This is a genomic window from Pseudomonas sp. CFBP 8758, assembly GCF_014841725.1.
GTDB classification, from domain to species: domain Bacteria; phylum Pseudomonadota; class Gammaproteobacteria; order Pseudomonadales; family Pseudomonadaceae; genus Aquipseudomonas; species Aquipseudomonas baltica.
This window is the reverse complement of record NZ_JACYUK010000001.1, coordinates 400,159-412,534: the sequence shown is the minus strand read 5'-3', so window position 1 is coordinate 412,534 and position 12,376 is coordinate 400,159. Positions and strand designations below refer to the sequence as shown.

Sequence of the window (12,376 nt, the reverse complement as noted above, 5' to 3'; positions counted from 1 at the left end):
AGGGTCACTCGATGATGTTGAAGTCGCTCAGGTATTCATCGGAGATTTCCAGGCCCAGACCCGGGGTATTGTCGTCGAGCTGAATGTAGCCGTTGACCGGTTGTGGCTCGCCCTTGAACACGTAATAGAAGAGTTCATTGCCGACCTCGACATCGAACACCGGGAAGAACTCGGCCATCGGCGACGCCGTGGTCGACATGGTCAGGTGATAGTTGTGCATTTGCCCGGCGTGCGGGATGACGGGCACCGACCAGGCTTCGGCCATGGCGTTGATCTTGCGGGCAGCGGTGATGCCACCGACACGGTTGGTGTCGTACTGGATCACGTCGATCGCACGGCGTTCGAGCAAGTCCTTGAAACCGTAGGAAGTGAATTCGTGCTCACCGCCGGAGATCGGCATGATGCCCATCTTCTTCAGCTCGATGTAGCCTTCGATGTCGTCGGCAATGACCGGCTCTTCGAGCCAGCGCGGTTCGAACTCGGCGAGCTTGGGCAGCATGCGACGGGCGTATTCCAGGGTCCAGCCCATGTAGCACTCGAGCATGATGTCGACGTCGGGGCCGGCCAGCTCACGCAGGGCGCGCACTTGTTCGATGTTCTTGCGCATGCCGGCCGGGCCGTCTTTCGGGCCATAGCCGAAACGCATTTTCAGCGCGGTGAAGCCCTGGTTCAAATAGCCCTGAGCCTCTTCGAGAAACAGGTCGAGGTTGTCATTGGCGTAGAGCTTGGAGGCGTAGGTCCAGATCTTTTCCTTGGTACGGCCACCCAGCAGTTTGAACACCGGTTTGTTGACCGCCTTGCCCATGATGTCCCAGATCGCGATGTCGATTGCCGAGATCGCCGCCATGCCGATGCCCTTGCGGCCCCAGGCGTGGCTCTGGCGGTACATTTTCTGCCAGATGTACTCGTTGTCGAACGGGTCTTCACCTATGGCGATCGGCGCCAGATAGGTGTCGATGATTTCCTTGGCCACACGTGGCGCCAGGGCGCAGTTACCGATGCCGACCAGACCGGTGTCGGTCTCCACTTCCACCACCAGCCAGCCGTGGAAACGGAACGAGCCCATGGCGTCGCCGCGCTCGAACAGAATGTCACTGGCGTTGGTGCAGAAGTGCGCCTGGGGCGGAACGACTTTGCCTTTCCACTCGAAAACGCGGGTACGGATGGCTTTGATTTTCATGGATTCAGGTTCCTTGCGCTGCCGGTTTCTTGTAATTGTCGAGTCGTGTTCAGTAGCTGTTGCCCGCCCATCCGGCAGGCAATTTCGAACGCTTGGCGAATGGCGCCGACATTGGCTTTGCCCTGCCCGGCAATATCGAACGCGGTGCCGTGGGCCGGGGTGGTGATCGGGATCGGCAAGCCGCCCTGCACCGTTACGCCGCGGGAGAAGCCCATCAGCTTGATCGCGATCTGCCCTTGGTCGTGGTACATCGTGACCACTGCGTCGAAGGCACTGGCATCGCCCTGGACCTTGAGGAAAATCGTATCGCCCGGATACGGGCCTTCCGCGGCAATACCCATGGCCTGCGCCGAACGCACTGCCGGGCCGATGATGTCCAGCTCCTCGCGGCCAAACGAGCCGTTGTCGCCGTTGTGTGGGTTCAGCCCACAGACGCCGATGCGCGGTTTTGCCAGGCCACTGCGCTTGAGCGCGGTGTCGATCAGCTGAATCGCTTCGATCACCCTGGTCTGCGAGAGCAGGCCCGGCACGTCGGCCAGGGCAACGTGCGAGGTCACGCGCGAGGTCCACAGGTTGTCGAGCACGTTGAATTCGCAGAACGGCCCATCGAAGCCCAGCAACTCGGCGAACCAATGCAGCTCATCGCTGTGGGCCATGCCGGCCATGTGCAGCGAGGTCTTGTTCAACGGGCCGAACAGCACGGCATTGGTAGTGCCGGCTTCGGTCAAGCGCAACGCCTGTTCAAGGGTGTCGAGGCTGTAGCGACCGCCGATGACACTGGCTTCACTGCGGGCAAATTCGCCCACGGTGTCGCCGCGAAAGTCATACAACAGCGGCGTGTCATCGGCGAACGACAACTGCTCCAGCGACTCCACGCGGCGGTAGGGAAACTCCATTCCGGCGATGCGCATGCCGCGCTGCATTTCCGCTTCGTCGGCGATCAGGATCACGTTGGCCTGGCTGCGCACCGAGGGCTCGGCGAGCAGCCGTGCGATCAGTTCCGGGCCGATGCCCGCCGGGTCGCCAAGGACCATGGCGATGGATGTCTTGTTCATGCTTCACTCCTCAAGGGTTCAGGCCGTGTCCGGTCTAGGGTGCCCGGCTCGCAGCGATAGACGCGCTGCGCATTGCTGTAGAACAAACGTTCCTGATCGGCCAATGGCAGATCGGCAACGATGGATTTGAATCCGTTGTAGATGACATCGAACGAGCCACAGAGGCTGTCCACCGGAAAATTGCTGGCGAACATCACGCGGTGGGTGCCGAACATCGCGATCACCTCGCGCACGATCCAGGCGTTGTCCTTGGCCCGCCATGCCTGGCGCAGCTGGCCGAGGCCTGACACCTTCACCTGCACGTTCGGCCACTCGGCCAGCCGCGCCATGGCCAGCCGCCAGGCGGCGAGGCCTTCGGCGCTGCGATCATTGGGCAAGCCGGCATGGTTGAGAATCAGCGTGGTGCCCGGAAAATCCCGCGCCAGCCATTCCGCCTCATGCAGATTCCACCACGGTGTCTGCAGGTCGAAATGCAAGCCCAGCCCTTGCAGCACGGCATAACTGCGCCGCCAGCGCTCGTCGCTCATCAGGCTGCGGACGTGCCCGACCTGCGCCCTTGTGGTCGGGCCTCCAGGCTTGTGGCGCACGCTGCGCACGCATTTGTAGGAGGCTTGCTCGGCCAGTACGGCGGCGGCCTCGGGATGATCCAGCCAGGCTTGCGCGACGATTGCATTGGGCAAACCGTAGCGGCGGGCGAGTTGTTCGACGAAGCGGGTTTCGCCCACCGGGTCCTGCGGGTCCCATTCCGATTCGATGTACACCGTCTGCACGACCTGGTGAGTACCGGTATCGGCGAGGTAATCGTCGGGCAGGTAGCTGCGTTTGATCGCGCTGTAATCGCCATAGCGGAACGCGACACTGGCATCGGCTGCCAGCCACGGATGGGGATTGATCGAAGGATCCCAGAAATGATGATGGGCATCGATGATCGGACCGTTCCACAGCTCGGCCATGGCGCACCTCATTGGTGATTTATTGTTCTTCTGATTGATCGTTCTTCTGGGTGCAGCCCACCGCAAAACACGGCATTGGCGAGCACTATCGAAGGCTCCCCGATAACCGTCCAATCAAAACTTGGAATAGAGCGATAGCCTGGAGTTATCTCAACGGGGTTTTCGCGTGTCTGCGGATGAGTTGCAGCGAACTGGACTTTCTTATGAAATGGCTCTGGACCGGCATTTACACCCTGCTGTGCGGCTTTGAACCAAGCTAGCTATAACCCCTGGTTATCGGTGTATGTATTGTTTTGACTAGACGCGGAGCTTGCACCTTCCCACACTCACTCCAGGCTTGCGGTTCGACCGCTCAGACAAGTCACTTATAACAACTACAAGAAAACGAGGCTCTTTCCATGCGAAATGCATTCGTCCGTCGTACATCCCTTCTCATTCTCGGCTGCTCCCTGGTTGCTGCCGGCGCTCTTCCGGCGCTCGCCACGGCGGCCTGGCAACCGGACAAGAATGTCGAAATCGTCGTCGCGGGTGGGCCCGGGGGCGGCACCGACCAGTTGGGCCGCCTGATTCAGTCGATCATCTCCACGCACAAGCTGCTCGACGTCAACACCATCGTCCTCAACAAGGGTGGCGGCAATGGCGCCGAAGCGTTTCTCGACCTGAAGATGAACAAGGGCGATCCGGAAAAACTGGTGATCGGCACCAACAACATCTACCTGCTGCCGCTGGTGGCCAAGCTCGGTTACCAATGGCAGGAACTGACGCCCGTGGCGGCCGTCGCCGAGGATGACTTCATTCTGTGGAGCTACAAGGACGCGCCATGGAAAGACGCGAAAGGCTTCTACCAGGCGGCCCAGGCCGACCCTGCGAAAATGCGCATGGGCGGCAGTCAATCCAAGGATGTCGACCAGACATTGACCTTGCTGCTCAACCAGACCAACAACAGCAAGCTGGTCTACATCCCTTTCAAGAGTGGCAGCGAAGCCGCGACCCAACTGGCCGGCAAGCATATCGCCGCCAACGTCAACAACCCCAGCGAAAGCATCAGCCAATGGCGCGGCGACCAGATCGAGCCGCTGTGCGTGTTCAGTAAAGAGCGCATGACCTACACCGACAAAGTGGCCGGCGACAAATCCTGGGCCGACGTGCCGACCTGTTACGAACAAGGCCTGGGCATCGATCAATATCGCTTCCCGCGCACCGTGTTCATGCCAGGCGACGTCACTGCCGAACAGCGCGCGTTCTATGTCGAACTGATGCGCAAGGTCACCGAGACGCCGGAGTTCAAGGCCTACGTCAAGCAGAACGCATTGGTACCGACCTTCCTCGAAGGCGAGCCGCTGACCGCCTACATCGAAAAAGACACCGCCCGCGTGACACCGGTGTTCAAGGAAGCCGGCTGGCTGAAAAACTGAGTCGCCTGCGGCCGTCCGCCTAAGGACGGCCGTCATCTGCTGGAGGTGTTTCATGTCCCATTCTTCGGATTCACCTGCGCTGGTCGGCACCCGCTGGGTCGAACTTGGCCTGACTCTCTTCACCACGCTGATAGGCGTGGTGGTGATGTTCGGCAGCGTCGAACAGGGTATCGGCTGGGGCGACTCCGGCCCCGAGCCGGGTTACTTCCCTTTCTACATTGGCCTGCTGCTCAGCGCCGCCAGCCTGGGCAACGGCGTGTTGACCCTGGTGCGCTGGAAAGCGCTGAGCATTGCGTTCGTCAGCCGCAGCGCCTTTGGCCAGGTGTTGTCGGTGTTCATCCCGATTGCCCTGTTCGTCGGCGCGATGCCGCTGGTGGGCATCTATGTGTCATCGGCCTGCTTCATTGCCTGGTTCATGTGGAGTGACAAGGCACGCGCCACGCCCTACAGCAAATGGAAGATCGCAGGCATCTCCCTCGGCGCAGTGCTTGCCAGCTACCTGATCTTTGCGCTGTGGTTCAAGGTCCCGCTGGATGGCGGTCCATTGGGCGAATGGATTGCCCAGACCGTGAGATATTTCAAATGAGCGAATTCGATTCCTTGTTGCAGGGCATGAACCTGATCCTGACCCCGGGCCACATCGGCCTGATGGTGATCGGCGTGCTGCTGGGTATTCTGGTGGGGGTGTTGCCCGGTCTCGGCGCGCCCAACGGCGTGGCGTTGTTGTTGCCGCTGACATTCACCATGTCGCCGGTGTCGGCGATCATTCTGCTGTCGTGCATGTACTGGGGTGCGCTGTTCGGCGGCTCGATCACCTCGATTCTGTTCAACATACCCGGCGAGCCGTCATCGGTGGCGACCACCTTCGACGGCTACCCGATGGCCCGCGAAGGCCGTGCGGCAGAAGCATTGACCGCCGCCTTCAGCTCGGCGCTGATCGGTGCCCTTGCCGGTGTCCTGCTGCTGACGTTCCTGTCGACACGCATCGCCGAGTTCGCCATGTCCTTCAGTTCGCCGGAGTTCTTTGCGGTGTATCTGCTGGCGTTCTGCACGTTCATCGGCATGAGCAAGAATCCACCCCTGAAAACCGTGGTCGCCATGATGATCGGCTTCGCCATGGCAGCCGTCGGCATGGACACGGTGTCCGGCAACCTGCGCCTGACGTTCGACCAACCGATCCTGATGACCGGGATCAGTTTCGAAGTGGCGGTGATCGGCCTGTTCGGCATCGGCGAGATTCTCTGCACCGTCGAGGAAGGCCTGGTGTTTCGCGGTGAGCATGCGCGTATCACACCGATGGTCATCCTGCGCACCTGGGCCAAGCTGCCGCGGTACTGGTGGACGATCGTGCGCAGCACCCTGGTAGGTTGCTGGATGGGCATCACCCCGGGCGGGCCGACGGCGGCCTCGTTCATGAGCTACAGCCTGGCGCGGCGCTTCTCGAAAAACCGCGAGAACTTCGGCAAGGGTGAACTCGAAGGCGTGATCGCCCCGGAAACCGCCGACCACGCGGCAGGCACCAGCGCGCTGCTGCCGATGCTGACCCTGGGCATTCCCGGCTCGGCAACCGCGGCAGTGATGCTCGGTGGCCTGATGATCTGGGGCCTGCACCCCGGGCCGACATTGTTCGTCGAGCAGCATGACTTTGTCTGGGGGCTGATTGCGAGCATGTACCTGGGCAACGTGGTGAGTCTGATCGTGGTGCTGGCCACCGTGCCGCTGTTCGCTTCGATCCTGCGCATTCCGTTCTCGATCATCGCGCCGATCATCATCATGGTCTGCGCCATCGGCGCGTACTCGGTGCACAACTCGTTCTTCGACGTGGTGTTGATGCTGGGCTTCGGCGCCCTGGGTTACCTGTTCAAGAAGCTGGGCTACCCGATTGCGCCGCTGGTGCTGGCAGCGGTGTTGGGCGACAAGGCGGAAGATGCGTTCCGGCAGTCGATGCTGTTCTCGGACGGTCACATCGGCATCTTCTGGTCCAACCCGTTGGTGGGCGGCTTGACCACGGCGGCTCTGCTGATGCTGTTCTGGCCGCTGATCTCCAAAGCGCTGCAAACCGTGCTGGGCCTGCGCAAATCCCAATTGCCGAAGGCAAAATCAGTGCTGTGACACGCCATGCTGGCAACGCCTGGCATTTGTTGTCAGGCTTGCCGCAGTTCATTTTCGCGAGCCCGGCCCATGACCCGAATTCCTGATGCCAACGTGATCCACGGCCGCCTGCGCCTGCGCCAACTGCGGTTGATGCTGACGCTGCAGGAATTCGGTTCATTGCGCCGCGCCGCCGATCATATCGGCATGACCCAACCCGCCGCGACCAAGATGCTGCACGAGGCCGAGGATCTGCTCGGTGTCGAACTCTTCGAGCGCCTGCCACGCGGCATGCGCCCTACGCCGTTCGGCGAAACCGTCACTTACTACGCGCGCATGGTCTTCGCTGAATTGAGCGGCATGCGCGAGGAACTGGTGGCGCTGGAATCCGGCAACCTCGGCCGGGTTGCCGTGGGTGCGATTCCGGCACTGGCCTCGGGCTTGTTGACCCGCACCATCGCCACCTTGAAACAAAGCCACCCTCGCCTGTCGATGAGCATTCAGGTCGACACCAGCGACGTGCTGGTGCAGGCGCTGTTGCAGGATCAACTGGACATCGTGCTGGGGCGGATTCCGGCCGGCGCCAGGGCCGAAGAACTGTTGTTCGACAGCCTGGGTGAGGAAGCCCTGTGCGTGATCGCCGGCGCACAACATCCTTTGTCCAAGGAGAAACAGCTGAGTTGGGCCGAGTTGCAGAACATGACCTGGGTGTTGCAACAACACCCCAGCCCGATGCGCTCGATCATCAATCAGGTGTTTCACAACGCGCGCGTGGACATCCCCAGCAGCATCGTCGAAACCACCTCGATCATGACCTTGCTGTCCTTGGTACAGCAGACCGACATGCTCGGCGTCACCCCGGTGTCGGTGGTCGAGGACTATCCCGGACGACATCTGCTGGCGGTGTTGCCAATCAAGTTCGAAGCACGCCTGCCACCGTTCGGGCTCATCACCCGACGCCATCGCATCCAATCGTCAGCGATGCAGGCGTTCATGAACTCGGTGCGCGCGGAGCACGCGTTGGTCAAATGAGCGGCGAGAAGAATCAAGCACACTGATGAATAGACCGCGCAAGTTAAACGTTCGAGAGCTTCGCGTGACGTTCGCAACGCCCTTTTCAACGCACTGAACTTTTAGGTATTTGAGCGATTGCAGAGGGCGCCGCCCGTGTCATACTACGTCCTACAACTAGAACGACAGGATGTCTTTAAGGCCCTGGCGCACGACCAAAGGAAGGCTGTTTTTCATGAATTTTGAAAGCGAACGCGTCCGCCAAATCTCCTCGTCCCCCAGCATGGTCATCTCCATGCGTGCCAAGCAGTTGTCCAGCGAAGGTCGCGACATCGTCGACATGAGCCTGGGCGAACCCGACTTCGACACCCCTGCGCATATCATCGAGGCCGCGCATCAGGCGATGCTCGACGGGCACACTCGCTATACCGCACCGCAGGGCACCCTGCCCTTGCGCAAGGCCATCGTCGCCAAGTTTCAGCGCGACAACGGCCTGGCTTATAGCGTTGACGAAATCACCGTCGGCAACGGCGCCAAGCAGGTGATCTACAACACCTTCGTTGCAACCCTGGAACCCGGCGACGAAGTGGTCATACCCGCGCCCTATTGGGTGTCGTACTCAGACATCGTCACCTTGAACGGCGGCGTGGTGCGGGTCATTCCCTGTGGCATCGATGCGGGCTTCAAGCTCACGCCGCAGGCCCTGCAAAGTGCGTTGAACGACAAGAGTCGCTGGCTGATTCTCAACTCGCCGTCCAACCCCTGCGGGGCGATCTACTCTGAAGCCGAGTTGCAGGCACTGGGCAAGGTGCTGGAGGACTTCCCCAATGTGCTGGTGATGTCCGATGAAATCTACGAGCACGTGCTGCTCGCCGACCAGCCTTTCGTGTCATTCGCCAGCGCCTGCCCGCACCTGCGCGAACGCACCCTGCTGATCAACGGCGTGGCCAAGGCCTACGCCATGACGGGCTGGCGTATCGGCTACGGCGCAGGGCCCAAAGGTCTGATCGCCGCCATCAGCAAGATCCAGTCACAAAGCACGTCTGGCGCGAGCGCCATCAGTCAGGAAGCGTCCCGCGCAGCGCTCGAAGGCCCGCAGGATTTCGTCAGCAGTTGCGCCAGGGAATACGCCCAGCGCGGCAAGCTGCTGGTAGACGGCCTGAGCCAATGCCCGGGCCTGCGCCTGAGCGCGCCGGCCGGTGCGTTCTACGCTTTTCCGGAATGCAGCCAGTTGTTCGGCCGCACCACGGCGCAAGGCCAGGTGCTCGAGGACGACGTAGCACTGTCGGCCTACCTGCTCGATCACGCCGGTGTCGCGGTCGTGCCGGGCGCGGCGTTTGGCATGCCAGGGTACTTCCGACTGTCATTTGCCACTTCACGCGAACAGATAACCAAAGCTGTCGTTGCCATTCGCGAAGCGCTTTCAGCCCTGCGCTGACGCTATCGCTTTTCGTTGTGCCAAAGCTGCCATAACAACATCGGAGATCTACATGCTCGATCAAAAGAAACAGCTGCTTGCCTTGGTTATCGCGGTTTGCCTGGGCGCCAGCGCTGCGCAGGCTGAAGAACTGACCGGTACACTGAAAAAAATCAAGGAAGTGGGCACTGTCACGCTGGGCTACCGCGATGCGTCGCTGCCTTTCTCCTATCTCAACGACGCCCAGCAGCCTATCGGCTACAGCATCGAGCTGTGCAAGAAAATCGTCGACCAGATCAAGGTCAAGGTTGGTGAGCCCAACCTCAAGACCGAGTACGTATCGGTCGTTGCGGCCACCCGTACCCCGCTGCTGATCAATGGCACCATCGACATGGAGTGCGGCGTTACCACCAACACCGTCGAGCGTCAGAAGCAGATCGGTTTCCTGCTGACCAGCTACATCGCCAGCGCCAAATACGCCGTGAAGAAAACCGCTGGCATCAACAGCGTGGCCGATCTGAAAGGTAAGTCGGTGGTCGTGATCACCGGTGGCAGCGGCGAGTGGATCACGAAGAACCTGGACCGCGAAAAACAGCTGGGCTTGAAAATCCTCAACGCCAAGGACGGCGGCGAAGCCTTCCTGATGCTGGAAACCGGCCGCGCCGTGGCCTATATCAACGACGACGTGCAACTGATGGCAACCATCGCGCAAAGCCGCAGTCCGGACGCCTACGCCTTGCTGCCTGAGCCGATGTCGGCCGAACCCTACGCCATCGGCATCCGCAAGAACGACCCTCAATTCAAGACCTTCGCCGACGATGTGCTGCGCAACCTGTACAGCACCGGTGTGATCGATACGCTGTACCCGACCTGGTTCCAGCAGCCGATCCCGCCGAAAAACGCCACGATCAACCTGCCAATGAGCGATGCATTGAAGCAAGCCATCGCCAACCCGAACGACACCGGCGTCTGACCCGCCCCCTTCACGCCAGGCAGTGACGCGGCGCACATACGCCGCGCCGCTGCGCGCCTGGCTGCATGCAGTGCTTCTCCCTGAACGTTGGTGTTGGCATGGATTACAACTGGAACTGGAGCGTGTTCTGGGATTTTGCTCCCGGAGAATCCGCCTCGTATTTGCATTGGTTGGTCACCGGCACGAGCTGGACCCTGGCGACCACCCTCCTCGCGTTCACCCTGGCGTTTCTGATTGGCGGCACGGTCGGTACCCTGCGTACCAGTACGGTGCGCCCGCTGGTATGGCTGGGCAACCTGTATACCGAGGTGTTTCGCAACATCCCGCTGCTGGTGCAGATGTTCATCTGCTTCTTCGTGGTCCCCGAACTGCTACCCCTCTCCTGGGGCGACTACCTCAAGCAAGACCTGCCCTACCCGTCTTTCTTCAGTGCCGTCGTGGCCCTGACCCTGTTCACCTCGGCCAAGCTTTCCGAGCTGTTCAAGGCGGGCATCGAGTCGGTTGCCTACGGCCAGCGCGGCGCAGCCCTGGCCCTCGGCTTGCGGCCCACCCAGATGTACCTGAACGTACTGCTGCCGCAGGCGATCCGCGTGGTGTTCCCGCCGCTGACGTCCGAGGCACTCAACACCCTGAAAAACTCTTCGGTAGCGCTGACCATCGGCTTGATGGAGCTGACCGCGCAGGCGCGTAACGTCAGCGAATACTCGTTCAATACCTTTGAAGCCTTTACCGCGGCAACGGTGATCTACGTGGCCATTTCACTGCTGATGACGTTCGTCATGGGTCGTATCGAAAGCTCCCTGGCCGTTCGCGGCGCGACGAGGTAAGTCATGTTCGATCTAGACCCCAGTGTCATCGTGCGAGCCATGCCCGCACTGTGGAACGGCCTGAAGTTCACCTTGTTGCTGACGCTTGTGGCGATGTCGGTGGGCATCGTGGTCGGCACCCTGCTGGCACTGATGCGCTTATCCGGCAACCGCGTGATGCGCGGCTTCGCCCTGGGCTACGTCACGGTCATGCGCAGCATTCCGCTGGTGCTGGTGATCTTCTGGTTCTACTTTCTGATGCCGCTGCTGCTGCAGATGACCTTCCACACCGAACGCCCCGTGCAGATAGGCCCGGTGGTGACTGCCTTCGTGACGTTCTGCATGTTCGAGGCGGCCTACTACAGCGAAATCATCCGCGGCGGCATCCAGAGTATCTCCGGCGGCCAGAAGCAAGCAGCCCAGGCCCTGGGCCTGCGCCCGTCGCAAGCGATGCTTTACGTGATCCTGCCGCAAGCACTGCGGCGCATGCTGCCGTTGCTGCTGACCCAGACCATCATCCTGTTTCAGGACACCTCGCTGGTGTACGTGCTGTCCATCGCGGACTTCACCGGCGCCGCCAGCAAATTCGCCCAGCGCGACGGACGCCTGGTGGAGTTGTACCTGTTCGTGGCCCTGGTGTACCTGGTGATCTGCTACCTGCTGTCGCGGCTCAGTAAACGCCTGAAAAGAAGCACGGAGAGAACCGCATGATCCAGATGAAAAACCTGAGCAAGTGGTACGGCGACTTTCAGGTCCTGAAAGACTGCACGACCCAGCTGTCGCGCGGCGAGGTGATGGTGGTGTGCGGGCCGTCCGGCTCGGGCAAGAGCACCCTGATCAAGTGCGTGAACGGTTTGGAGCCGGTGCAGGAAGGACAGATCTCGATTGACGGCCAACCGGTCACCGGCCGCGGTGTCGACCTGCCGAAACTGCGTGCCCGAGTGGGCATGGTCTTCCAGCATTTCGAGCTATTCCCGCACCTGACTATCGTGGAGAACCTCAACCTGGCGCAGATCAAGGTGCTCAAGCGCGATGTCACCACCGCCACCAGCAAGAGCACGGCACTTCTGGAGCGCGTGGGCCTCAAGGCCCATGCGCACAAGTACCCCATTCAGCTGTCCGGTGGCCAACAGCAACGAGTCGCCATTGCCCGCGCCCTGGCCATGGACCCCATCGCCATGTTGTTCGATGAACCCACCTCGGCGCTGGACCCGGAAATGGTCAACGAAGTGCTGGATGTGATGGTGGAGCTGGCAGGCGAAGGCATGACCATGATGTGCGTTACCCACGAGATGGGGTTCGCCCGCAAGGTCGCCGACCGCATCGTGTTCATGGACGGCGGCGAAATCATCGAGGACGTGAAATCCGAAGAGTTCTTCAGCGCGCCCCGCTCCGATCGTGCTCGCAGCTTTCTGTCGAAGATCTTGCAGCATTGAGTGCGGGGATGGTGCGCCTGCTGGGCCGGCCCATAGGGT

12 protein-coding genes are annotated in these 12,376 nt (G+C 61.0%); 9 read left to right on the top strand and 3 right to left on the bottom strand.

Annotated features, from left to right (window positions below):
• Window positions 1–4: 4 nt before the first annotated feature.
• From IFT75_RS01975 to IFT75_RS01965, 3 genes are read right to left on the bottom strand one after another with little or no spacing between them, the layout of a single operon-like run.
• Window positions 5–1,180, bottom strand: coding sequence for an L-rhamnonate dehydratase (locus tag IFT75_RS01975; protein ID WP_122476260.1), 1,176 nt, complete (start codon window positions 1,178–1,180; stop codon window positions 5–7).
• Window positions 1,177–2,235, bottom strand: coding sequence for a 4-hydroxythreonine-4-phosphate dehydrogenase PdxA (locus IFT75_RS01970; RefSeq protein WP_185794376.1), 1,059 nt, complete (start codon window positions 2,233–2,235; stop codon window positions 1,177–1,179). The genes IFT75_RS01975 and IFT75_RS01970 overlap by 4 nt, the downstream gene beginning before the upstream one ends.
• Window positions 2,232–3,188, bottom strand: coding sequence for an amidohydrolase family protein (locus IFT75_RS01965; protein ID WP_192052998.1), 957 nt, complete (start codon window positions 3,186–3,188; stop codon window positions 2,232–2,234). The genes IFT75_RS01970 and IFT75_RS01965 overlap by 4 nt, the downstream gene beginning before the upstream one ends.
• A 398-nt stretch (window positions 3,189–3,586) precedes the next feature.
• On the opposite strand from IFT75_RS01965, the gene IFT75_RS01960 reads away from it, so the two are divergent.
• From IFT75_RS01960 to IFT75_RS01920, 9 genes are all read left to right on the top strand, one after another.
• A complete protein-coding gene (locus tag IFT75_RS01960) occupies window positions 3,587–4,603 on the top strand; it encodes a Bug family tripartite tricarboxylate transporter substrate binding protein (protein WP_192052996.1) in 1,017 nt (338 codons plus the stop codon).
• Window positions 4,604–4,655: 52 nt separating this feature from the next.
• Window positions 4,656–5,189, top strand: a complete 534-nt coding sequence (locus IFT75_RS01955; protein ID WP_122476268.1) for a tripartite tricarboxylate transporter TctB family protein — start codon at window positions 4,656–4,658, stop codon at window positions 5,187–5,189.
• Window positions 5,186–6,715, top strand: coding sequence for a tripartite tricarboxylate transporter permease (locus tag IFT75_RS01950; RefSeq protein WP_122476270.1), 1,530 nt, complete (start codon window positions 5,186–5,188; stop codon window positions 6,713–6,715). Before IFT75_RS01955 ends, IFT75_RS01950 begins: the two co-directional genes overlap by 4 nt.
• A gap of 69 nt (window positions 6,716–6,784) precedes the next feature.
• Window positions 6,785–7,726, top strand: a complete 942-nt coding sequence (locus IFT75_RS01945; RefSeq protein WP_122476272.1) for a LysR family transcriptional regulator — start codon at window positions 6,785–6,787, stop codon at window positions 7,724–7,726.
• 214 nt (window positions 7,727–7,940) lie between these two features.
• Window positions 7,941–9,143, top strand: coding sequence for a pyridoxal phosphate-dependent aminotransferase (locus IFT75_RS01940; RefSeq protein WP_192052994.1), 1,203 nt, complete (start codon window positions 7,941–7,943; stop codon window positions 9,141–9,143).
• Between the two features lie 52 nt (window positions 9,144–9,195).
• Window positions 9,196–10,095 (top strand): transporter substrate-binding domain-containing protein, encoded by a 900-nt coding sequence (locus IFT75_RS01935; protein WP_192052991.1) that lies wholly within the window; start codon window positions 9,196–9,198, stop codon window positions 10,093–10,095.
• A gap of 98 nt (window positions 10,096–10,193) precedes the next feature.
• The gene (locus IFT75_RS01930) at window positions 10,194–10,922 is read left to right on the top strand and encodes an amino acid ABC transporter permease (RefSeq protein ID WP_192052989.1); all 729 of its coding nucleotides are present in this window, start codon (window positions 10,194–10,196) and stop codon (window positions 10,920–10,922) included.
• Between the two features lie 3 nt (window positions 10,923–10,925).
• Entirely contained in the window at window positions 10,926–11,612 is a 687-nt protein-coding gene (locus IFT75_RS01925) for an amino acid ABC transporter permease (RefSeq protein WP_122476280.1), read from the top strand.
• Window positions 11,609–12,337 (top strand): amino acid ABC transporter ATP-binding protein, encoded by a 729-nt coding sequence (locus tag IFT75_RS01920; RefSeq protein ID WP_122476282.1) that lies wholly within the window; start codon window positions 11,609–11,611, stop codon window positions 12,335–12,337. Before IFT75_RS01925 ends, IFT75_RS01920 begins: the two co-directional genes overlap by 4 nt.
• Window positions 12,338–12,376: the final 39 nt, after the last annotated feature.

Coding starts and splice junctions, on each gene's coding strand:
- IFT75_RS01965 (WP_192052998.1), bottom strand. CDS start 3,188: ATGGCCGAGCTGTGGAACGGTCCGATCATCGATGCCCATCATCATTTC.
- IFT75_RS01935 (WP_192052991.1), top strand. CDS start 9,196: ATGCTCGATCAAAAGAAACAGCTGCTTGCCTTGGTTATCGCGGTTTGC.
- IFT75_RS01960 (WP_192052996.1), top strand. CDS start 3,587: ATGCGAAATGCATTCGTCCGTCGTACATCCCTTCTCATTCTCGGCTGC.
- IFT75_RS01975 (WP_122476260.1), bottom strand. CDS start 1,180: ATGAAAATCAAAGCCATCCGTACCCGCGTTTTCGAGTGGAAAGGCAAA.
- IFT75_RS01925 (WP_122476280.1), top strand. CDS start 10,926: ATGTTCGATCTAGACCCCAGTGTCATCGTGCGAGCCATGCCCGCACTG.
- IFT75_RS01955 (WP_122476268.1), top strand. CDS start 4,656: ATGTCCCATTCTTCGGATTCACCTGCGCTGGTCGGCACCCGCTGGGTC.
- IFT75_RS01950 (WP_122476270.1), top strand. CDS start 5,186: ATGAGCGAATTCGATTCCTTGTTGCAGGGCATGAACCTGATCCTGACC.
- IFT75_RS01970 (WP_185794376.1), bottom strand. CDS start 2,235: ATGAACAAGACATCCATCGCCATGGTCCTTGGCGACCCGGCGGGCATC.
- IFT75_RS01945 (WP_122476272.1), top strand. CDS start 6,785: ATGACCCGAATTCCTGATGCCAACGTGATCCACGGCCGCCTGCGCCTG.
- IFT75_RS01920 (WP_122476282.1), top strand. CDS start 11,609: ATGATCCAGATGAAAAACCTGAGCAAGTGGTACGGCGACTTTCAGGTC.
- IFT75_RS01940 (WP_192052994.1), top strand. CDS start 7,941: ATGAATTTTGAAAGCGAACGCGTCCGCCAAATCTCCTCGTCCCCCAGC.
- IFT75_RS01930 (WP_192052989.1), top strand. CDS start 10,194: ATGGATTACAACTGGAACTGGAGCGTGTTCTGGGATTTTGCTCCCGGA.